We start from the raw sequence: 20,092 nt of genomic DNA on the forward strand, positions 1-20,092 counted from the left end.
CCGGGTCGGCATGATCAATACGGGCCGAGTTCAGACACGGGAGTAACTTCCGCTGTCGAACCGGTCTGGCAGCGTCCGGAGAAGCTGCTCAGCTCTTCCGGGAAGAGTGCCCGTTTGACGACCTCAACGCCACGGCGTTTGGCGAGTTCAATCACCGTCCGGTGAGTGATGCCGTTCAGGAAGCAATCCGGGGTCGGCGTGTGAATGACGCCATCCTCGACGAAGACGATATTGGCGTCCTCGCCACGGTGATGCGGTTCGCCTGCGCGGAAACGCTCATCATCTCACTCCCGCGCGTCGTGCGATCGGCCGCACGTAAGCTTCAGAGAACTGAAGCCATCCTTGCCTCTCCGGCGCGTTTGCGCCATGTCGGTTGATTGTTGTCCCCATTACGTTCTATCCACTGACGCAAGGGGAAATTGCGCGTTGCGTTGGAGATTTGCCGGGCGGGCTTTAGTTTCCGGGGAAAGAACAAGTCCGCGGGGCCTACAACGTTCGGGGAAGCTAGCGGCGACGCAAATTACGTCAATAAAGCTGACATATTTTGCGAAAGCTCCGCAAGGCTCACGCCAAGAGAGAGGAAATGCCGAGTGCCACGACAGACCAGCTCGAAAGCAGGCAAACCTGAGCCGCTGGCCACGCCGATGGAAGATGTCGGGATCATCGATTTCGAGATCATCGAGCTGTTCTTCTTCGCTTATCGCGACTTCGTATCCGATCCCGATGCCATTCTCGAAAAGAGCGGTTTTGGGCGGGCGCATCACCGCGTCGTGCACTTCGTCAACCGAAATCCGGGCATGACGGTCGCCGATCTGCTCGATACGCTGAAGATCACCAAGCAGAGCCTTGCAAGAGTGCTGAAACAACTGATCGATTCAGGCTATATTCGGCAGGTAGCAGGCCCGGAGGATCGCCGACAGCGCAAGCTCTATCCCACCAAATCGGGCAGGGAGTTGGCACTGGCGCTCGCCGAGCCGCAATCACGCCGTATTGAACGGGCATTCGAGGGAGCTACCTCGGAGGCGCGAGAGGGCGTAAAGGCATTCCTCAGAGGCATGCGAGACAGACAGAAGGCGGATTGAATGGCGGTCAAGACAGGCATTTCCGATGACGCGGCGCATCTTCTCGTCGTCGACGACGATACCCGTATCCGCGCGTTGCTGAACCGCTACCTGACGGAAAACGGTTTTCGCGTGACCATTGCCTCTGACGGGGCGGAGGCGCAGCGCAAGCTGGCAGGGCTCGATTTCGACCTCATCATCATGGACGTAATGATGCCGGGCGAATCCGGCATCGAGGTGACACGCGGGCTCAGGGCCGTGAAAAACGTGCCGATCATCATGCTGACGGCGCTTGCCGAATCCGACAGCCGTATTGCCGGGCTTGAAGCCGGCGCCGATGATTATCTTCCCAAGCCTTTCGATCCACGCGAACTCGTCCTGCGCGTCAACAATATCCTGCGGCGCAACAGCGGCGGTGATACGCCGAAGATCGAGCAGATCATGTTCGGGCCTTACACCTTCTCGCTGACGCGCAAGGAATTGAAGAAGGCTGCGGAGGTGATCCGCCTGACCGATCGCGAGCAGGAGATCATGCTGCTTTTTGCCCGCCGGGCCGGCGACACGATCCCGCGGCACGAGCTGATTGGAGACGATGCGGAAGTCGGCGAACGTACCATCGACGTGCAGATCAACCGTCTGCGCCGCAAGATCGAGGATGATCCTGCCAATCCGGTCTGGCTGCAGACAGTGCGCGGTATCGGATACAGGCTGAGCATCGACTGAAACGACGGGTTCGGGACCGGCGCAAATGGTGACATTCGACAGCTTGCGGCGGGAAGACCGCTCTCCTGCACCCGGCTGGCGCTGGTTCGTGCGCTGGCTGCGCCGGCGATTGCCGACGGGCCTTTATACGCGTTCGCTGCTCATCATCATCATTCCGATGGTGCTTCTGCAGTCGGTCGTCGCAGCGGTCTTCATGGAACGTCATTGGCAGATGGTGACGGAGCGGCTGTCGCTCGCCGTGACCCGCGATATTGCTGCCATCATCGAGGTCATCGACACCTATCCGCAGGGTGATGATTACAGCGATATAATCCGTATCGCCCGCGACCAACTCAACCTGCAGATTTCGATCGAGCCGGATGGAGACCTGCCGCCGCCGCGCATTAAGCCGTTCTTCTCGATCCTCGACGGCATTCTAAGCGACGAGATCACCGATGAAATCCGCCGGCCGTTCTGGATCGATACGGTCGGCAATTCCAACCTTATTGAGATCCGTATCAAACTCGACAACCGCATCCTGCGCGTGATCACTAAACGCAGCCAGGCCTATGCCTCGAACACGCATATTTTCATTCTCTGGATGGTCGGCGCGTCACTCGTGCTGATCGCCATCTCAATCCTGTTCCTGCGCGGCCAGATCCGGCCGATCCTCAATCTGGCGCGGGCGGCGGAAAACTTCGGCAAGGGACAGAAGGCCGACAGTTTCTATCCGCGCGGCGCCGACGAAGTTCGCCGGGCCGGCCTTGCTTTCATTCTCATGCGTGAACGTATCGAGCGGCAGATGGAGCAGCGCACGGCGATGCTCTCAGGCGTCAGCCACGACCTCAGAACCATCCTGACGCGCTTCAAGCTGCAGCTGGCGCTCGCCGGGGACAACCCTGATCTTGCCGGGCTCAACGATGACGTCAACGACATGCAGACGATGCTGGAGGCCTATATGGCCTTTGCCAAGGGTGAGGTGGAGGAGGATGTCGGCGAGCTGAAGCTCAGCGAGATCTTTGAAAAGCTCGAGATCGATTTCGAGCTGCATGGCAAGGTGTTGACCTATTCCATCGAGGGCGAGGACCATATCTCGGTGCGCCCCAATGCCTTCCTGCGACTTGTGACCAATCTCGCCTCGAATGCCAGGCGCTATGCCGACACGCTCCATATCGAGGCCAAGCATGGCGCGAAGTGGCTGACGATTGTCTTCGATGACAATGGTCCCGGCATCCCGGAGAAGTACCGGGAGGATGTGTTCAAGCCGTTCTTCCGGCTGGATAGCGCACGCAATCTCGATGCTTCGGGCACCGGTCTCGGGCTTGCCATCGTGCGGGATATCGCCCGCAGCCACGGCGGCAATATCACGCTTGGCGACAGCCCGCTTGGCGGGCTGAGAGCGACTGTGCGTCTTCCGGCCTAGCTTTTTGCAGCCGGTTTGGGGGCGTCGAATTCATTCAGGTGGATGACGATCCAGCGCCAGAGCGAGACGACCTGGGTCAGCAGTTCGCGGCCGAGTGGTGTCAACTCGTATTCCACGCGTGGAGGCACCTGCGGATAGAGCGTGCGGATGACGAGGCCGTCGCTTTCGAGCGTGCGCAATGTCTGTGTCAGCACCTTCTGGCTGATATCCTCCACCCGCTCCAGCACCCTTGAAAACCGCAAGGGGCCATCGGCCTCAGAAAGCACATGCAGGACGCGCAGCGGCCATTTGGCGGCGGCGCGTTCCAGCATCTGCCGGGCCCGCGCATCCTGGTCGTCGCTCATGTTGCGGCAGAAATCGAAGATATCGTCTTTCATCACAGTTACTTTCAGGTGTGTATAGATCTCCAAGGTACCTTCTTTCCATTGGAGACAATAGATCCTAAATGGGGCGGGAACCGAAAAGGAGGTTTCCCATGTCAAAGGTTTGGTTGATTACAGGAAGTTCGCGTGGTCTCGGCCGGGCGCTCGCACAGGCCGTGCTTGAGGCCGGTGACAAGCTGGTCGCGACGGCGCGCAATCCGGGCCAGCTTGCCGATCTCGTCGAAGCGTATGGGCCACGCGTTCTGGCGCTGCCGCTCGACGTGACGGATGAGGCGGCAGCCGAGTCTGCGGTGAAGACTGCGGTCGAAACATTCGGCCGGCTCGATGTGCTGGTCAACAATGCCGGCTACGGCAATGTCGCGCCGATCGAGGATACGAGCCTTGCGGAATTCAGGACGCAGATCGAGACCAATCTCTTTGGCACAATCATCATGACCAAGGCGGCGATCCCGGTGATGCGCGGGCAGGGGGCGGGCCACATCATTCAGTTCTCGTCCGTGGGCGGCAGGATCGGGCCTGTCGGGCGTGCGCCTTACGCGGCAGCGAAATGGGGTGTCGAGGGTTTTTCCGAAGTGCTTTCCAAGGAAGTCGGGCCGCTCGGCATCAAGGTGACGGTCATCGAGCCCGGCGGTTTCCGGACGGATTTTGCCGGTTCATCAACGGCGATCTACGGGGGACGTCCGGAATATGCCGCAACGGTCGGCGCCATGGCGGAATATCAGCGCAACTATAATGGCCGCCAACCAGGCGATCCGGCCAAGGCGGCCGCCGTGGCCCTGCACATTGCCTCGCTCGATACCCCACCACTGCGCCTGCTGCTCGGCAGCGACGCAGCCGCGGCCGTGGAGAAGGCGGATGCTGCGCGAATGGAAGCCGATCGCACCTGGCGCGTCGTCAGCGAGTCGACCGATTTTGAACAGGATGGAAGTGCCAAGCCTATGCCTTGGGAGAAGAAGGCCGGCTGAGGTGTGGACAAAAGAAAAGCGCCGCATTGTGGCGGCGCTTCTCGTCTGAATATCTTCAACCTATCAGCTTGCGACGCAGAAATGTTCGCGACCGTCATTGCCGACATAGGTGCCGCTCTGCGGATCGAAGCTGCGATAGCGATAAGAGCAATAGCGCTGCCATTGAGCGCTCCAGGGTTCCATGGCGCCGACTGGGCGACCATAGACGGGGCGGCTGTAGACCGGCTCGGAGTAGACCGGACGCGCGCGGTAAACCGGGGGCGGAGCATATTCCGGCTCATAGACCGGCGGGTCGATGTAACGGCGCTCTTCATAGACCGGGCCATTATTGGCATTGGCGATGGCAGAGCCGACGATCAGGCCAGTGGCAAGGCCGACAGCACCACCGACCAGCGCATCGTTGCCGTGGTCGCGGCCATGACGCCAGTAGCGATCGCCTGCAGAGGCTTCGCCGATGGCCGAAAGGGTGAGGGCGGCAGCGGTTGCGGTCAGAAGAATGGTCTTTGCAAGCCTGTTCATGGCGTAAAATCCCGGTATCGGGAACCGGAAGCGGTCCCTTCTCAATGGTTCTGAAACTAACGGCGTCATGCTGAATGGAGTCTGAACGACAAAACCCGGCATCGCTGCCGGGCTTCAACTCGAATTCCACGCCAATGCGAGGGTTCAGCCTGAAATCTGCAGATTGACGGCCTTCGGGCCCTTGCCGCGGCGATCCGGCTCCGTGTCGAAGCTTACTTTCTGGTTTTCCGTCAGACCGGCCAGACCGGAAGCCTGAACGGCAGAAATGTGAACGAAGATATCGGCGCCGCCCTTGTCCGGCTTGATAAAGCCGAAGCCCTTGTCGGTATTGAAGAATTTTACAGTGCCAGTCTCGGCCATGCCTCAGGTCCTTTTGTCTCCGCCCGCCATCCACACGGGCAGCATTACGCTATTGCCTTCTTGCGAAGACGCTGGCAGGCAGATCTTGAAATGTGAGAAAAAGGTCCCCTCTACCTCCGCCGGTTCCAGACAGGACTTAACGCCTGCTGTTTTTTGGGACCGGCTGACCGGAATATTAGCGTTTCCGGCTCGCAAATTCTTAAGGACTTCCCATGCTCGCAAAATGCCCGAACGCGCGAAGATTGCTGCGTTTGAAGGATTTTGGCAAGCAAAAGTTTTTTAACGTGTCCCTAAGAACACACCCGCAAATATGACCTGTTTTCGCAAAAACGCAAAAAATCCTCCGTCGGGAGCAAATGATTAACGTTTTATATCGTCTGCAATATAAGTTCCGGGCAGATTTTACCAAAAATGCAACGCTAGCGCGTCTTAACACCTGCTTAAAAAAAATTTCAGATGGCACTAAACGCCCCACAAATGGACGCGTGTTCAGGCCGTTTGCGAACGTCGGCGGGTCATTTCGGGCACGAGCTCGACTACAAGCATAGCGATAAACATCAGCGCACAACCGATATAGCCGAGCGGCGGCATGCTCTCGCCCAAAAGAAGTGCAGCGAGCGTGGCACCGAACAGTGCTTCGGCGGACAGGAAGATCGCCGCCTGTGACGGCGTGGTGTAGCGCTGGGCGACGACCTGCAGCACGAAGGCGACACCCGAGGAGAAGATGCCGACATAGAGGATTTCGGGTGCTGCCGCGCGGATATCTGACAGGCTGATCGGTTCGAAAATGGCAGCGATGATGAGCGCGCAGACTGCCGTGATCGCAAACTGGGCGCTGGACAGAGCAAGTGGCCGACCCGTTTCCCCAACCGTCGTTCCGGCAAGCGTGATCTGGACCGACCAGAAGATGGCGCAGACGACAGTCAGCAGGTCGCCGATCGTAAGGGCCGAAAGTTGGCCGCCGGAGAGCAGGTAAATGCCTGACACGGCCATGATAGCGCCCGGCCAGATGATCCAGTGCGGCGAGCGGCGCAGGAAGAAGACGGCAATCAGCGGCACGAAGATCACATAGAGGCCGGTGATGAAGCTGGAATTGGTGACGGTCGTCGTCTGCAGGCCGATCTGCTGTGTCAACGCGCCGCCGAAGAGCGCCAGTCCGATCAGAAGATAGAGACCGAGATGTCTGCGGCTGGTTGCGATCTTTGCATTACGGGCTTCGAAGAGTGTGAAGGGCAGGGTGGCAAATGCGGCGATGGCGAAGCGCAGACCGATGAACCAGAAGGGACCGATCGCCTTCATTGCCGTCGACTGGGCGACGAAGCCTCCGCCCCAGATGGCGGCTGCAAGCAATAGAAGGAGGTTCGCCTGAATGCGCGTCATTTTCACCCTCGATGTTGGGGAAGCGTCTTGGAGCTATGCTCAGCGGGTTAGCAGTTGCATTTCTTTTCGGCAAGGATGAGGATTCCCCAAATGGTTCGGAGGACATGCAGATGAAGGGGCAACTGATCGCCATCGCGACAGCAGTCGTTCTGGCGGGGCTTAAGGGCGCTTCAGCCGAGGCTTCCTCGTCCGTCCGCCTGATTTCGCTCTTTGCCGATCTGCCGGAGTCCATGCGGGCGGATATCGAGCCTGATGATGGCGACTGCCATATCGAAGAGCGGCGCCTTGCCTATGGCGACGCCTTCGAAGTCACCCAGGAGAAAGGGATGAGGCTAATCATCGTGCCCTGCGGCCCGACCGGGGCCTACAACATGCCTTTCGCGATTTATGGCGGTCATGGCAGCCAGATTTCTCGAACGGTCTTTCCGCTGAAGTTTTCAGAAACGACGGGCGATACGGCTTTCAACATTCGCTACGATGCGATGGAGAGGCGTTTCACCTCCTTCGTGAAGGGGCGTGGCATGGGCGATTGCGGCAGCTATTATACCTGGCGTGTCGCAGAACCTGAGAACACGGATTTCCTTGTTCTCGAGGAAGTGCGCTTCAAGGAAGAGTGCGATGCAAGGGCCGATGGCGGTCCGGCAACATGGCCGCTCGTGTGGAAGCGCCAATGACGGCGGGATATTCCGGCACGCCGCTCGCAAGGAAGCTGGGGCTCAAACCGGGACAGACGGCCTTGCTCATCAATGTTCCCGATGGGTTGGCCGAGATCAGCCGGTTCGAGGGTTTCGCTACGGTCGAACGAGTCTTTCCGAAGGCTCCCGATCGGCAATTCGATTATATCCACGTCTTCGAAACACATCGTGTGGCGTTGGAAGAGATGGCGGCGGCGTTATTCCGTGTGATCAGGCCCGATGGCATGGTCTGGATATCCTGGCCGAAGAAGAGTTCGAAGGTGGCGACCAGCGTCAACGAGGACGCGTTGCGCGAGATTTTGCTGCCGACAGGCCTCGTCGACGTCAAGGTCTGCGCCGTCGACGAAACATGGTCGGGGCTGAAATTCATGATCCGCAAGGAATTGCGGAACTCGCTTTAGCCGGCCCGGTCTGCGGCGCGGGAAACCCGAAGCAATTCGCCGTCATTCTCGTCGGTCACCATCAGCAATGCGCCATCGAGGGCGACGATCACATCGCGAATGCGGCCGTAATCGCCTTCGAACATGCGCTCCTCGGCAGCGAAGGCGCCGCTCGCATCCCGCTCCATGCGCGACAGCAACTGGAACTTCAGCGCGGCGACGATGAAATTGCCGTTCCATTCCGGAAACATCTTGCCGCGATAGACGACGAGAGCGCCCGGGGCGATCGACGGATCCCAATAGTGCAGGGGCTGCTCCAGGCCTTCCTTGGCGGTGCCTTCGCCGATCTTGGCGCCGGAATAGTCGCGGCCATAGGTGATGATGGGCCAGCCGTAATTCTTGCCGGGTTCGGGATTGTTGATCTCGTCGCCGCCGCGTGCGCCATGCTCGACGGTGTAGAGCTTGCCGTCGGCACTGTCGAAGGTGATGCCCTGCGGATTGCGATGGCCCTTGGACCAGATCTCTGGCAGGGCTTTGCTGCTATTCTTGAAGGGATTGTCGGCGGGAATGCTGCCATCGGCGTTGAGATGGACAATGGAGCCGGCATCATCCTTCCAGTCCTGCGAGCGGTTGCGGTCACCGCGATCGCCGACGCTGATGAACAACGAGCCGTCGGGGGCGATCGCGATGCGTGAGCCGTACTGGATGTTCCCGCGGGTAAAGTGCCGCATGGTGAAAATGGGCGTGACGTTTTTGAGGCTCTTTTCATCTGAGGACAGTGTGGCGCTGAAAGCCTCGGTGCCGGAGCCTCGATCGCTGGCGGTTGCGGCAGTCAGGTAGAGCTTTCGGCTGGTGGCGAAATCCGGGGCAAGCGCGACATCCATCAAGCCGCCCTGGCCGCGGGCGCTCACCTTTGGCACGCCATCGATTGGATCGGAAACCTTGCCGTCGCGGATGATGCGCAGCCGCCCCGGCCGCTCCGTGACGATATAGCCGCCATCGGGCAGGACCTCGACTGCCCAGGGGTGCTCCAGCCCTTCGGCGAGTTTCTCGACACGAACCGAAACTTCCTGCGTCCTGACGATGTCCCCGATCTGGGCAAGAGCTGGACTTGCAAAAGCAGCGGCTCCTGCCAGCAGCGCGGCGAAACGGAAAGTCGAAATGGCGTCCATCATAATCCCCCGTCGTCAGTTTAAGGGGAAGGTGGCGCGGGGTATGGTGCGCTTCAACCGTAGTCGGCGCTCCATAACGGTTTTGTGTTCTCGGATTGAATGAGAGCAGGTCAGTTGATTACGCGGGGAGGGAAACGGGTATCGAAATCGGCCTGTTGCAATTCCGCGCTCATTATCCGCTGTGTGATGTAGTAGCCGGTGCGCTTTGCTTCAGCTTTCAGGAAAAGTCCGCAGCCGATCAGCGCCATGCCGTAGAAGGCAAGGCAAACGATACCGACGGCGACCAGTTTCTCGACGATCGAAAGCCCGGGAAGACGGGGTCTTGGCGGTGCAGGCGGTGCCTCGTGGGCAGACGCGGCGGCCATTGCCAGCTCCATGTAGGTCGGCAGCGGCTCGAACGTGTCCGCTTCCTCGGTCCAGCTGGAACGCTGCGGCTTAGCGGGCATCGCGCCGGCCTCCCCAGATGACAAGGCCCTTAATGCGACGCAGCCAGATGGCGAGCCCGTTTGCGGCGACCAACGCGGCGAAAAGCACTGCTACGCCATCGGCAATCTTCTGGTCGGCATAGGAAGCGTGGAGCGAACTGGAAGCCATGGCCGGTCCTGCTTCGGCGACTGAAAAGAGGCCGAACGCCGCGACGACACAGCTTGCAAACGCGATGACCGCCACCATCAGCGACAGAGAAACCCGGCTTGCGCGCAGGCGTCCCGCTGCACGCTCGTCTTCCAGAAACATGGCATACCCTCAATAACCAGTGTCGGATGGTGATAGAGTAGCGGTTTGATCTCGGCGCTCTCACGACCGAATTGCGGCATGCCGCGGCATTTGTTGCGGCTTATTCGTGGCAAATGGTAAACGGGCGATAACCTTGATTTTAAGGAATAAAACAGGGCCGACTTCAGAAACTGATTCAACTTCCTGTGAGCCTGGATCCACCCCTTGCGACGTCTCTTCGAAGCTTGGTTCAAAATTCCAGAGGCAGGTGCGGCAATCGATCAATAAGAATCATTGCCGCCATCACGCCTTTGCGCTTGAAATGATGTCACACATTGGACATAGAGCTTAGCGCAGAACTCCGGTCCCGGCCTTCTGCCCGTTTCAACCTTGTAGGACCGATATCATGGCCTTCCTTGCCGATGCCCTTTCCCGCGTGAAGCCTTCAGCCACCATCGCCGTTTCTCAGAAAGCGCGCGAGCTGAAAGCCAAAGGACGCGACGTCATCGGTCTCGGCGCAGGCGAGCCCGATTTCGATACGCCCGAGAATATCAAGAAAGCCGCCATCGACGCGATCAATCGCGGCGAGACGAAATACACGCCGGTATCCGGTATCCCCGAGCTGCGTAAGGCGATTGCCGCCAAATTCAAGCGCGAGAACGGTCTGGAATATTCCTGGGAGCAGACGATCGTCGGCACCGGCGGCAAGCAGATCCTGTTCAACGCCTTCATGGCGACGCTGAACCCCGGCGATGAAGTCGTGATCCCCGCGCCTTACTGGGTGTCCTATCCCGAGATGGTGGCGCTCTGCGGCGGCACACCGGTTTTCGTTTCGGCCACCCAGGAGCATAATTTCAAGCTCCAGCCCGCCGATCTCGAAAAGGCGATCACGCCGAAGACTAAGTGGTTCATCTTCAATTCGCCGTCCAACCCGACGGGCGCTGCCTATACGCATGGCGAGCTGAAGGCGCTGACGGACGTGCTGATGAAGCATCCGCATGTCTGGGTGCTTACGGACGACATGTACGAGCACCTGACCTATGGTGACTTCAAATTCGTCACGCCCGTCGAAGTCGAGCCGAAGCTCTACGACCGCACGCTGACGATGAACGGCGTCTCCAAGGCCTATGCGATGACCGGCTGGCGTATTGGTTATGCGGCAGGCCCGATCCAGCTGATCAAGGCTATGGACATGATCCAGGGGCAGCAGACATCGGGTGCGACCTCGATCGCCCAGTGGGCGGCCGTCGAAGCGCTGAACGGCACGCAGGACTTCATCCCAGAGAACAAGAAGATCTTCGAAGGCCGCCGTGATCTCGTTGTTTCCATGCTGAACCAGGCCAGGGGCATCGTCTGCCCGGTGCCGGAAGGCGCCTTCTACGTCTATCCGTCCTGCGCCGGGCTCATCGGCAAGACAGCCCCGTCCGGCAAAGTCATCGAGACGGACGAGGATTTCGTTTCCGAACTCCTGGAATCGGAAGGCGTCGCCGTCGTTCACGGCTCTGCCTTCGGCCTCGGCCCGAACTTCCGTATCTCCTATGCGACCTCGGAAGAGCTTCTGGAAGAAGCGTGCCGCCGCATCCAGCGCTTCTGCGGCGCCTGCAAGTAATCATCGGCTATCAGCCGCATTAAAAAAGTCCGCCAGAGATGGCGGGCTTTTTGTTTGTCTGATGTTCTGATTTAACGCGCTGCAAAAATGATTCCGCTCGTCGCGTTAAGTCGCTGATTTCAGATTCAAAGTCCGATCGCCGTCAGCATGATGAAGGTGGCGAAGAGGATGAAATGGGTCATGCCTTCGATGGCATTCGTCTCGCCGTCATTGAGGTTGATGGCGGCTGCAATCAGCGTGATCGCCACCATGACCGTCTGGACCGGCGACATGGCCATGATGAAGGGCTGGCCGGTATAGAGCGCGATGGCTTCCATGACCGGTACCGTGAGGATGACCGTCGAGAGAGACGCGCCCATGGCGATGTTGACGGTTGCCTGCATACGGTTGCGGAGCGCCGCCCTCAAGGCCGTCAAAATTTCCGGTGCGGCGGAGATGGCGGCAACCACGATGGCAGTCACGGCAACAGGAGCGCCGGTATCGCGCAGGCCTTCGCTCATGAAGCCTGACATGAATTCGGCAAGCGCGCCGATGATGATGACGCCGATGAGGATGATGGTGATCGAGGTTGCGACCGATCCCTCTCCGTCATGTTCCTCGGGATGTTCCTTCTGCCGTTCCGAACGCGGATAGCTGTAGGAGAAGAAGTAGCTGTGCTGGCCGACCTGCATGCGCAGGAAAAGGCCGTAGAGCGCGATCATGGCGATGATGGTGAAGCCGGAATAATAGTGCCACTTGTCGTCGGGCACGAATTCCGGAACGATCATCGAGATGCCCATGGCGGTCAGAATCATCACACCATAGGTCTTGCCGGAATTGTCGTTATAGGGCTGCTCGCCATGTTTCAGGCCGCCGAGCAGGGCAGCTAGGCCGAGGATGCCGTTGATGTCCAGCATGAGCGCCGAATAGATCGTGTCGCGCACAAGCGTCGGCGACGTTTCCTCGCCGCTCATCATGATGCCAAGGATGATGACTTCGACAGCGACGGCCGAGAGCGTCAGGATCATCGTGCCGTAGGGGTCGCCGACCTTGACGGCCAGCAGTTCTGCGTGATGGGCGACACGCATGGAGGCGAGCACGATGGTGGCGATCAGCGCGGCGGCGGCGAGAAGCGCCATGCCTCGGCCGGCCTCCATGACCGAATGTTCCAGCAAGTAGGCGATGACAGCGACGACGACCGCTACGATCAGGAACTTTTCTTCCTTAAGATGCAATGCCATTTCTACCACCAGCGCCGATTTTGATTCCCTCGGGAATCTAAGCCGGTGATTTTTCTATGCAAGCAGACTCCCCACTGATGAAATTTGCAGTCTGTGACGATTAATGAAATACTGCTTTTCATACGGCAGCCGGAACCCAGATCGCGGCGTCCTCGAAATCTTCTCAAGCGGCCCGCGCTGAACCGGACATGATCCGGGAGCCTACGGATGCGCAACGAGAAGAAGAGGAGACACATGCATGGTCAAGGTGGTCTACGAAGTCGTACCGCATGACGGCGGCTGGGCCTACAAGCTGGGAGACGTCTATTCCGAGGCATTTCCGAGCCACTCCGAAGCGCTCGAAGCAGCCCGCATCGTCGCGGCCGAGCAGCAGGTCGGCGGCGACTCCGCCGAGATCAGCTGGCAGGATGCGCAAGGCAAGTGGCACGAGGAATATGCCGAGGGTGGCGATCGTCCCGAGACCGAGGTCGTGGACGGCTTTACCAAGGGCCGTTCGCCTGAGGTTTCCCCAGAGCCCTGATCTCCAGCCGATTTCCCGAAATCTTTCAGCGCGTCGTTAGGCGCGCGTTTCCTTGCATGACTTGATATAGTTCAGCAGACCCCTGACCAGCGCGTCGAAGGTGACGCGGCAGCGCGGCGAGGTCTTGAGGCTCTCGTGCATCGCGACCCATGTGCCGAGCGGGATCTCGAATTCATCTGCCAGAATATGGACGAGATCGGGGTTCGGGCGGGCAAGCCCCGTCTGGCAGACGCCGATGCCTATGCCGGCGCGAATGGCCGTATAATGCGCCAGATGGCTGCTGGTGCGGAAGGCATACGCAAAGTCGTCCGCTAGCGGGTAGAGTTTGCGCATCATGCGGATATAGGCCGTCTGCCGGTCAAAGCCGATGAGGCGATGGCCGGCAAGTTCGGTCATGGTTTGCGGCATGCCGTATCGTTCCAGATAGCGGCGATGCGCGTGGAAGCCGAGCGGAATATCGCCGATGCGCCGTACCACCAGCGCGTCCTGCTGCGGCTCAGCCATACGCACCGCAATATCCGCCTCCCGGTTCATGAGATCTTCCAGTGCATCGGATGCCGACAGCTCCACCTGCAGACCGGGATAGGCTTCCTGCAGATCGGCGATGATCGGCGGCAGCACTTCGATGCCGATCACCTCGCTGGCGCTGATGCGCACGGTGCCTTCCACTTTGTCGCGCTGGCTTGATGCGGTGCGCAGGAAGGCGGCCGTCGTTGTCGCCAGCGTTTCGGCATAGGGCTGGAGGTCGAGTGCCACATCGGTCGGCAGCAGACCATTTGATGAGCGGATGAAAAGCTCAGCGCCAACGGCCTCTTCCAGCGCATCGATATGGCGGCCGATCGTCGGCTGCGTCAGGCCGAGTTCCCGGGCAGCGGCCGAGAGTGATCCGTGGCGTAGCACGGTGAGAAAGGAGCGGTAGAAATCCCAGCTGGGTTCGATATCCATATATTTATGTATAGCGGCGGAACTTATTTCGTCAATTTTGTTTATCTGCGGTTGGAGGCATAGTCGTCTCATCGAACAAGGAGATGATCATGAGCAGCGGATATCGGGACAAGAAATTGGCGCTCGTTCTCGGCGCCACCGGGGGTATCGGCGGCGCGGTTGCCCGCAAACTGCAAGCGCGCGGCTGGATTATCAGGGCGCTCAACCGCAACGCCGCGAAAGCATCTGCGAGCGGGGAAAGCTTCGACTGGGTACAGGGTGACGCAATGAATGCCGCCGATGTTCGCAAGGCCGCGGAAGGTGCTGATCTCATCGTTCATGCCGTCAATCCCCCTGGCTATCGCGACTGGGAGAAACTGGCTCTGCCGATGCTCGACAATACGATCGCTGCGGCTCGCACGGCTGGTGCGCGCATCATGCTGCCAGGCAATGTCTATAATTTCGGGCCGGACGCCTTTCCGGTCGTGATGGAGGACAGTCCGCAGCGCCCGGTAACAAAGAAGGGCAAGATCCGCGTCGAGATGGAGAAGCGCCTGAAGGCTGCTTCCGAGAGTGGCACCGGCGTCATCATCGTCCGCGCCGGCGATTTCTTCGGGCCGGGCGCTACCAGTAATAGCTGGTTCTCCGCTGCTTTTGCCACGCCTGGCAAGCCTGTTGGTACTATCAAGAATCCGGCCAGGCCGGGCATCGGCCACCAATGGGCCTATCTGCCCGATGTCGCCGAGACGATGGTGCAACTCGTCGAGCGGGCCGAGCGCCTCCCGGCTTTCGCCTGCTATCATATGAACGGTTTCTGGGATGGGGATGGCCGGCAGATGGCAGAGGCGGTCCGGCGCGTTGCCGGCGGTGCGGCGAAGATCGGTCGTTTCCCCTGGTTCGTCGTGCCGCTGCTTGCTCCTTTCATGAGGCTGATGCGGGAGCTGAAGGAGATGCGCTATCTCTGGAAGGTGCCGCTGCGTATGAAGAACGACAGGCTGGTCACCGAACTCGGAACCGAGCCGCATACGCCGATCGATGAGGCGGTGCGTGCGTCGCTTATTGCTCAGGGCTCGCTGCCGGAGCTGCCGCATGGCGCGACGGCGCTTCTCGCGCACCCTGAAAAGGCGGGTTAGGCAAGCTCCGTGAGCGCGATGCGGGCAACTGCCAGAGGCTTTTCCGCGGAGGTATGGTCGCCATCCTCAAGAAACCAGGCGGCCGAGAGACCGGAATAGGCCACAATCCATTTGAGCAGCCGTGCCGGCTCGATGTCAGCTTCCTTGGAGACGATCGGAAGCTGACGCTGAAGGCGTTTGGGATCTGTCGTCGTCGGCAGGTCTTCGTTGGCGAAGATATTGGCAAAGTCGTAACCGCGCTCGCCATAGATCCGCTTGGGATCGATTGCGAGCCAACCCCGTTCGCCGAAATCAAGGATGTTGCGGTGATGGATGTCGCCGTGGAGAATGCTGAGCTGCTGTGGTGTTGCAAGCAGAGTGCTCGCGATCTTCCAGCAATCGGCAAAGGTGCCGCCATGCGTGCGCGCTGCCGGCTCCAGACTGCGGAACCAGCGCTCAAGTGTTGGGGAATCCTGAAGGGACTTGAGGCGGGGCGCATGCAGCTTTGCTGCAGTGCGCACCATGATGCGGCTTGCCTCATCATCCTCGCCGTTCATTGCCATGTGCAGCAGCGAGTGCTTGTCGGTCGCGCGCTCCAGAAGGATGGCGTCATCTTCCTGCGCATAGACCCGAGCTGCGCCATCGCCGTCCCACCATTTCATCAGCAATGCGCCTTCGCGCTCGCTGCTGTCGGTTGCGACTTTCAGCATGGCGGGCTTGTCCTGCCAAATGACTGGCAGAAGGCGGCTAGAATGGGTGATGATGGGTTCGCCGTCTGATGTCAGCGACCAGCGTTCGAGATAGGGTGAGAACATGGCGGCATGCTAGCGGCAATGTTTCGAGATGGAAATCCCGCCGGATGGCGGGATTTCTGTTTTCTGAAGGCGGTCAGGCGACCTTTTCGAGAGCCGGATAGTCCGTGTAGCCCTTCGTGCCGCCGCCGTAGAAGGTCGGCTGATCGGGCGTATTCAGCTGTGCGCCAAGCTTCAGGCGTTCAACGAGATCCGGGTTGGCGATGAAAGGCTTGCCGAAGGAGACGAGGTCAGCGCGGCCGCTTTCGACTGCATCGATGGCCGTCTCGCGATCGTAACCGTTGTTGACCAGCCAATTCGACTTGCCGCCGGCCTTCTCATAGGCGAGGCGCAGAGCCTTGTAGTCGAAGGGCTTGTCGCCCTGCTGGAAGTTGCGGTCGCCGCCGGTCTGGCCTTCGACGATGTGGATATAGGCGAGATTGTACTTCGCCAGACCTTCGACGACATAGGTGAAGATCGTCTGCGGGTCGGTGTCGGAGGAGTCATTCGACGGTGTGACCGGCGAGATGCGGATAGCGGTGCGACCTTCGCCGACTTCCTTGCTGACGGCGTCCACGACTTCGAAAAGGAAGCGTGCGCGGTTTTCGAGCGAGCCGCCGTATTGATCGGCGCGATCGTTGATGCCGGAGCGCAAGAACTGATCGATCAGGTAGCCGTTGGCGCCATGGATTTCCACGCCGTCAAAGCCAGAATCAATGGCGTCGCGGGCGGCTCTGCGGAAATCCTCGATGATACCGGCGATCTCTGCGGTGTCCAGTGCGCGCGGCTCGGAGGTTTCGGCGAAGGCGCCGGTGCCGTCGACATTAACGAGATAGGTTTTGGTCTTGGCGACCTTGGAGGTGGAGGAGACCGGCTGTCCGTCGTTCGGCTGCAGGCTGGTGTGGGAGACGCGGCCGACATGCCAGAGCTGCACGACGATCTTGCCGCCGGCTTCATGAACGGCGCTGGTCACGCGCTTCCAGCCTTCCAAAGCTTCCGGCTTGTAGAGGCCGGGAACATCGGCATAACCCTGACCCTGCTGGGTGATGGCCGTGCCTTCGGTGATGATCAGGCCGGCCGTGGCTCGCTGGCGGTAATATTCGACGTTCAAATCGTTCGGGATAGCGCCCGGAGACCGGTTGCGGGTGAGTGGCGCCATGACGATGCGGTTCTTGACGACGATGTCGCCCACCTGTGTCGGTTCGAAAAGCTTGGCCATGAATTATCCTTTCTTTGGGAGGGTCACTCGGCAGCAGCGGGGGCGGTCTGCGCCCGGCCGGAGAGATAGGTGAGAACAGTGGCGGCAAGGCCGATCAGGGCCATGACGGCTGCGGCGAGGGGAACGCGATTGAGATCGAGGCCGGCATCGATGACCATGCCGCCGACCCAGGCGCCGAGGGCATTGCCGGTGTTGAAGGCGCCGATATTGATAGTCGAGACCAGGTTCGGGGCACCCTTGCCGAAACCGACGACGCCGACCTGCAGGGCGGGAACCGCGGCGAAAGTGGCGGCGGCCCACAGGAAGAGGGTAATCTCGGCGGGGATGAAGAAGCGGCTCGTATAGAAGAAGATCGCTGAAGTTAGTGCGATCGCCGCGAAGATGGCGGCAAGGGCTGTGCCGAGGCGCCAGTCGGCGAGCTTGCCGCCGATCAGGTTGCCGACCGTCAGGCCGACGCCGATCAGGAACAGCGACCAGGTCACGCCTTCCGGCGAGATACCCGTTACGTCGCGCAGCAGCGGGGCGATGTAGGTGAAGAGCGTGAACATCGAGGCCGAGAAGAAGACGGTAACCGAGAGCGCCATCCAGAGGCGGCCATTCCGCAATGCTGCGATTTCGCGCAGGATGCTGCTCTGCTCTTCCTGCTTATCTCTGGGCAGGATGGCGATCAGGCCGACAATGGTGACGATGCCGATCGCGGTAACCACCCAGAAGGTAGAGCGCCAGCCGAAGGCCTGACCGACGGCGGTGCCGAGCGGCACGCCGAGCACGTTTGCGAGCGTCAGGCCGGTAAACATCAAGGCGACGGCGCGTGCCTTGCGGTCTTCGCTGACGAGATTGGCGGCGACGACCGAGCCGATGCCGAAGAAGGCGCCGTGGCAGAGGGCGGTGACGATGCGTGCCACCATCAGCACCCAATAGTTCGGAGCGATGGCGCAGAGCAGGTTGCCGGCAATGAAGAAGGCCATCAGCATGATGAGTGCCGAGCGGCGCTTCAGCTTGGCGGTCGAGACCGCCATGATGGGGGCACCGAGCGCGACGGCCAGCGCATAACCCGTAACCAGCCAGCCGGCCTCAGGGATCGTGACAGAGAGGTCGGCTGCGACTTCGGGCAGAAGGCCCATGATGACGAATTCGGTGGTGCCTATCGCAAATGAGCTCAAGGCAAGAACGAGCAGGGCAAGGGGCATGATTAAAGATCCTGCGTTAGCTGCTGGAGGAAGGCAGCGATCGTTTCTTCGTTACGCTTGTAGAAGATCCACTGGCCGACGCGCTTGCTGGTGACGAGGCCGGCGCGGTGAAGCGTGCCGAGGTGGGCGGAAACCGTGGATTGGGAAAGGCCGCAGCGTTCGAACTGGCTGGCGCAGACGCCCATTTCAAACGGGTGCTCCTGCGTCGGAAAGTGTTCTTCCGGATTTTTCAACCAATTGAGGATGTCCATCCGGGCAGGGTTGGCCAGCGCCTTGAGAATCTCGTCTTTGTCCATCGTCGTTCATCGAAGTATAAATCGGATTTTCCCGATATATGGATCGGTGATTTTCGATATGCAAATCACGGAGGCGTGAGCTGACGATTTTTCCGGCTTGCTTAAATTTTAAGCAAAAAAAGAGGGCCACCGGAAAACCAGGGCCCTTTTAAGTGTGAAGGTCAAAAACCTCCAGAGGGGAACAGCCAACGCGGTGGCACTGGGAGAGAAGCCACCAAATGCATCAGCTATGAGCGATATGGTGGTTCTTTGTGCAGCTTTCAATACATTTTTGTGCATGTCTGCTATGCACTGCACAAATTTTTCCGCATTGCGGTATCTACCGACAAAAATTCGGGCAAAAAAAGAGGGCCACCGGAAAACCAGGGCCCTTATAAGTGTGAAGGTCAAAAACCTCCAGAGGGGAACAGCTAATGCGGTGGAACTGGGAGGAAAAGCCACCGTGTGCATCAGCTATGTGCGATATGGTGCTTTAATGAGCAAACAACAACCCTTTTTTGTGCATGTCAGTCATGCGTGGGTTGCATGATTTGAAATTCGTTCCATAAAAATGGAAATCAGAAGTTCCAGTTGCGGGCCTTGCTAACGATGAAATCGCGGAAGGCTTTCAGCTTGGCGGCGTTCTTGATCTCATCCGGATAGCAGAAATAGGTATCGAAGGAGGGGACGTCGGCATTGATTGCCAGCTGAATCAGACCGGGGTCGCGACCGACGATATAATCCGGCAGGCAGGCGATGCCGATGCCGAGCAGGCAGGCCCGCTTGATCGAGGTTTGGCTGTTGATCTGCAGATGCGGAATGCGCTTGTTGTCCGACGAGCGGCCAGCGATTTCCAGCCAGTTGACGTCGAGCAGATAGTTCGGCGCAGGCTCGCCGAAGGTTATGATGCGGTGATTGTCGAGATCCTCGATCGTCTGCGGCTCGCCGTGGCGGTTGATGTACGAGGGGGCCGCATAGACGTGCATATGCACGGTGAAGAGCTTGCGCTGGATGAGGTCCGACTGCTGCGGCTGGCGAAGGCGGATAGCGCAATCGGCATGGCGCATGTTCACATCCACTTCCTCGTTGTCGAGGATGAGCTGGATCTGCACATCGGGATAGAGCTGCAGGAATTCCTGGATCTTGTCGGTCAGCCATCCCTGGCCGAGGCCGACTGTCGTGGTGACGCGCAGCTTGCCGGACGGCGTTTCCGTCGTCTCGGTCAGTTGCATCTTCACGGTTTCGAGCTTCAGCAGCACATCATGGGCGGTGCGGTAAAGCAGTTCGCCCTGTTCGGTCAGGATCAGGCCGCGCGCATGGCGGTGGAAGAGCTTGGTGCCCACATCCTGCTCAAGCGCGCTGACCTGACGGCTGATGGCCGACTGGGACAGGTGCAGCTTGTCAGCCGCATGCGTAAACGATCCGGCTTCGGCAGCTGCGTGGAAAATACGCAGCTTGTCCCAGTCCAATGGCATTCC

At 59.6% G+C, this 20,092-nt stretch carries 24 protein-coding genes and 1 pseudogene; 10 read left to right on the forward strand and 15 right to left on the reverse strand.

What is annotated here, in order from left to right; genetic code table 11:
• Positions 1-17: 17 nt before the first annotated feature.
• Positions 18-236 (reverse strand): annotated as a pseudogene (locus J2X71_RS27140) (aminotransferase class IV); the annotation flags it as partial.
• Between J2X71_RS27140 and J2X71_RS27145 the strand changes: the two are divergent.
• From J2X71_RS27145 to J2X71_RS27160, 4 genes are all read left to right on the forward strand, one after another.
• The gene (locus J2X71_RS27145; protein ID WP_310386996.1) at positions 201-377 is read left to right on the forward strand and encodes a hypothetical protein; all 177 of its coding nucleotides are present in this window, start codon (positions 201-203) and stop codon (positions 375-377) included. The pseudogene J2X71_RS27140 and the gene J2X71_RS27145 sit on opposite strands and share 36 nt — an antisense overlap.
• A gap of 213 nt (positions 378-590) precedes the next feature.
• Positions 591-1,082 (forward strand): MarR family transcriptional regulator, encoded by a 492-nt coding sequence (locus J2X71_RS27150; RefSeq protein WP_310386998.1) that lies wholly within the window; start codon positions 591-593, stop codon positions 1,080-1,082.
• The gene (locus tag J2X71_RS27155) at positions 1,083-1,784 is read left to right on the forward strand and encodes a response regulator (RefSeq protein WP_007824352.1); all 702 of its coding nucleotides are present in this window, start codon (positions 1,083-1,085) and stop codon (positions 1,782-1,784) included.
• A gap of 25 nt (positions 1,785-1,809) precedes the next feature.
• The gene (locus J2X71_RS27160) at positions 1,810-3,186 is read left to right on the forward strand and encodes an ATP-binding protein (protein WP_310387002.1); all 1,377 of its coding nucleotides are present in this window, start codon (positions 1,810-1,812) and stop codon (positions 3,184-3,186) included.
• Here the strand turns inward: J2X71_RS27160 and J2X71_RS27165 are convergent.
• On the reverse strand, positions 3,183-3,566 hold the full coding sequence (locus tag J2X71_RS27165; RefSeq protein ID WP_405049761.1) for a winged helix-turn-helix transcriptional regulator: 384 nt from the start codon (positions 3,564-3,566) through the stop codon (positions 3,183-3,185). The genes J2X71_RS27160 and J2X71_RS27165 overlap by 4 nt on opposite strands.
• Before the next feature lie 95 nt (positions 3,567-3,661).
• Between J2X71_RS27165 and J2X71_RS27170 the strand changes: the two genes are divergently transcribed.
• The gene (locus J2X71_RS27170; protein WP_310387005.1) at positions 3,662-4,534 is read left to right on the forward strand and encodes an oxidoreductase; all 873 of its coding nucleotides are present in this window, start codon (positions 3,662-3,664) and stop codon (positions 4,532-4,534) included.
• Positions 4,535-4,597: 63 nt separating this feature from the next.
• Here J2X71_RS27170 and J2X71_RS27175 read toward each other — a convergent pair whose 3' ends face one another.
• From J2X71_RS27175 to J2X71_RS27185, 3 genes are all read right to left on the reverse strand, one after another.
• The gene (locus J2X71_RS27175; RefSeq protein ID WP_310387007.1) at positions 4,598-5,053 is read right to left on the reverse strand and encodes a BA14K family protein; all 456 of its coding nucleotides are present in this window, start codon (positions 5,051-5,053) and stop codon (positions 4,598-4,600) included.
• Positions 5,054-5,197: 144 nt separating this feature from the next.
• The gene (locus J2X71_RS27180; RefSeq protein ID WP_007824341.1) at positions 5,198-5,413 is read right to left on the reverse strand and encodes a cold-shock protein; all 216 of its coding nucleotides are present in this window, start codon (positions 5,411-5,413) and stop codon (positions 5,198-5,200) included.
• A 489-nt stretch (positions 5,414-5,902) separates the two neighbouring features.
• Positions 5,903-6,793, reverse strand: a complete 891-nt coding sequence (locus tag J2X71_RS27185; RefSeq protein WP_310387014.1) for a DMT family transporter — start codon at positions 6,791-6,793, stop codon at positions 5,903-5,905.
• A gap of 110 nt (positions 6,794-6,903) precedes the next feature.
• On the opposite strand from J2X71_RS27185, the gene J2X71_RS27190 reads away from it, so the two are divergent.
• Together J2X71_RS27190 and J2X71_RS27195 are read left to right on the forward strand one after the other, a co-directional pair.
• Positions 6,904-7,467: a DUF1176 domain-containing protein gene (locus J2X71_RS27190; protein ID WP_310387016.1), complete on the forward strand. Its 564-nt coding sequence runs from the start codon at positions 6,904-6,906 to the stop codon at positions 7,465-7,467.
• Entirely contained in the window at positions 7,464-7,889 is a 426-nt protein-coding gene (locus tag J2X71_RS27195) for a hypothetical protein (RefSeq protein ID WP_405049760.1), read from the forward strand. The genes J2X71_RS27190 and J2X71_RS27195 overlap by 4 nt, the downstream gene beginning before the upstream one ends.
• Here the strand turns inward: J2X71_RS27195 and J2X71_RS27200 are convergent.
• The 3 genes from J2X71_RS27200 to J2X71_RS27210 all read right to left on the reverse strand — a co-directional run bounded on the left by J2X71_RS27200 (position 7,886) and on the right by J2X71_RS27210 (position 9,775).
• Entirely contained in the window at positions 7,886-9,040 is a 1,155-nt protein-coding gene (locus tag J2X71_RS27200) for a PQQ-dependent sugar dehydrogenase (RefSeq protein ID WP_310387139.1), read from the reverse strand. The genes J2X71_RS27195 and J2X71_RS27200 overlap by 4 nt on opposite strands.
• Positions 9,041-9,150: 110 nt before the next feature.
• Positions 9,151-9,486 carry a sortase gene (locus tag J2X71_RS27205; protein ID WP_310387021.1) on the reverse strand — a complete coding sequence of 112 codons (336 nt, stop codon included), beginning with the start codon at positions 9,484-9,486 and terminating at the stop codon, positions 9,151-9,153.
• Entirely contained in the window at positions 9,476-9,775 is a 300-nt protein-coding gene (locus J2X71_RS27210; protein WP_007824323.1) for a hypothetical protein, read from the reverse strand. Before J2X71_RS27210 ends, J2X71_RS27205 begins: the two co-directional genes overlap by 11 nt.
• 385 nt (positions 9,776-10,160) lie before the next feature.
• On the opposite strand from J2X71_RS27210, the gene J2X71_RS27215 reads away from it, so the two are divergent.
• Positions 10,161-11,363 carry a pyridoxal phosphate-dependent aminotransferase gene (locus J2X71_RS27215; protein WP_310387024.1) on the forward strand — a complete coding sequence of 401 codons (1,203 nt, stop codon included), beginning with the start codon at positions 10,161-10,163 and terminating at the stop codon, positions 11,361-11,363.
• A gap of 125 nt (positions 11,364-11,488) precedes the next feature.
• Here the strand turns inward: J2X71_RS27215 and J2X71_RS27220 are convergent, their stop codons facing one another.
• On the reverse strand, positions 11,489-12,583 hold the full coding sequence (locus tag J2X71_RS27220) for a calcium:proton antiporter (protein WP_310387026.1): 1,095 nt from the start codon (positions 12,581-12,583) through the stop codon (positions 11,489-11,491).
• A 238-nt stretch (positions 12,584-12,821) separates the two neighbouring features.
• Here J2X71_RS27220 and J2X71_RS27225 point away from each other — a divergent pair, with 238 nt between their 5' ends.
• A complete protein-coding gene (locus J2X71_RS27225; protein ID WP_007824317.1) occupies positions 12,822-13,103 on the forward strand; it encodes a DUF2188 domain-containing protein in 282 nt (93 codons plus the stop codon).
• 36 nt (positions 13,104-13,139) lie between these two features.
• Here J2X71_RS27225 and J2X71_RS27230 read toward each other — a convergent pair whose 3' ends face one another.
• Positions 13,140-14,048, reverse strand: a complete 909-nt coding sequence (locus J2X71_RS27230; RefSeq protein ID WP_310387028.1) for a LysR family transcriptional regulator — start codon at positions 14,046-14,048, stop codon at positions 13,140-13,142.
• A gap of 89 nt (positions 14,049-14,137) precedes the next feature.
• Here J2X71_RS27230 and J2X71_RS27235 point away from each other — a divergent pair, with 89 nt between their 5' ends.
• Complete coding sequence (locus J2X71_RS27235) at positions 14,138-15,160, forward strand: NAD(P)H-binding protein (RefSeq protein ID WP_310387031.1); 1,023 nt, start codon at positions 14,138-14,140, stop codon at positions 15,158-15,160.
• Here the strand turns inward: J2X71_RS27235 and J2X71_RS27240 are convergent.
• The 5 genes from J2X71_RS27240 to J2X71_RS27260 all read right to left on the reverse strand — a co-directional run bounded on the left by J2X71_RS27240 (position 15,157) and on the right by J2X71_RS27260 (position 20,089).
• Entirely contained in the window at positions 15,157-15,954 is a 798-nt protein-coding gene (locus J2X71_RS27240) for an aminoglycoside phosphotransferase family protein (protein WP_310387033.1), read from the reverse strand. The two genes, J2X71_RS27235 and J2X71_RS27240, sit on opposite strands and share 4 nt — an antisense overlap.
• Positions 15,955-16,027: 73 nt before the next feature.
• Positions 16,028-17,149: an alkene reductase gene (locus J2X71_RS27245; protein ID WP_310387034.1), complete on the reverse strand. Its 1,122-nt coding sequence runs from the start codon at positions 17,147-17,149 to the stop codon at positions 16,028-16,030.
• A gap of 23 nt (positions 17,150-17,172) precedes the next feature.
• Positions 17,173-18,339 carry an MFS transporter gene (locus tag J2X71_RS27250; protein WP_310387036.1) on the reverse strand — a complete coding sequence of 389 codons (1,167 nt, stop codon included), beginning with the start codon at positions 18,337-18,339 and terminating at the stop codon, positions 17,173-17,175.
• A 2-nt stretch (positions 18,340-18,341) separates the two neighbouring features.
• Positions 18,342-18,635, reverse strand: coding sequence for a helix-turn-helix transcriptional regulator (locus J2X71_RS27255; protein WP_113325116.1), 294 nt, complete (start codon positions 18,633-18,635; stop codon positions 18,342-18,344).
• 557 nt (positions 18,636-19,192) lie between these two features.
• Positions 19,193-20,089 (reverse strand): LysR family transcriptional regulator VtlR, encoded by an 897-nt coding sequence (locus J2X71_RS27260; RefSeq protein ID WP_112543602.1) that lies wholly within the window; start codon positions 20,087-20,089, stop codon positions 19,193-19,195.
• Between the last annotated feature and the right edge of the window lie 3 nt (positions 20,090-20,092).

This window comes from Rhizobium sp. 1399, from assembly GCF_031455475.1.
Taxonomy (GTDB): domain Bacteria; phylum Pseudomonadota; class Alphaproteobacteria; order Rhizobiales; family Rhizobiaceae; genus Rhizobium.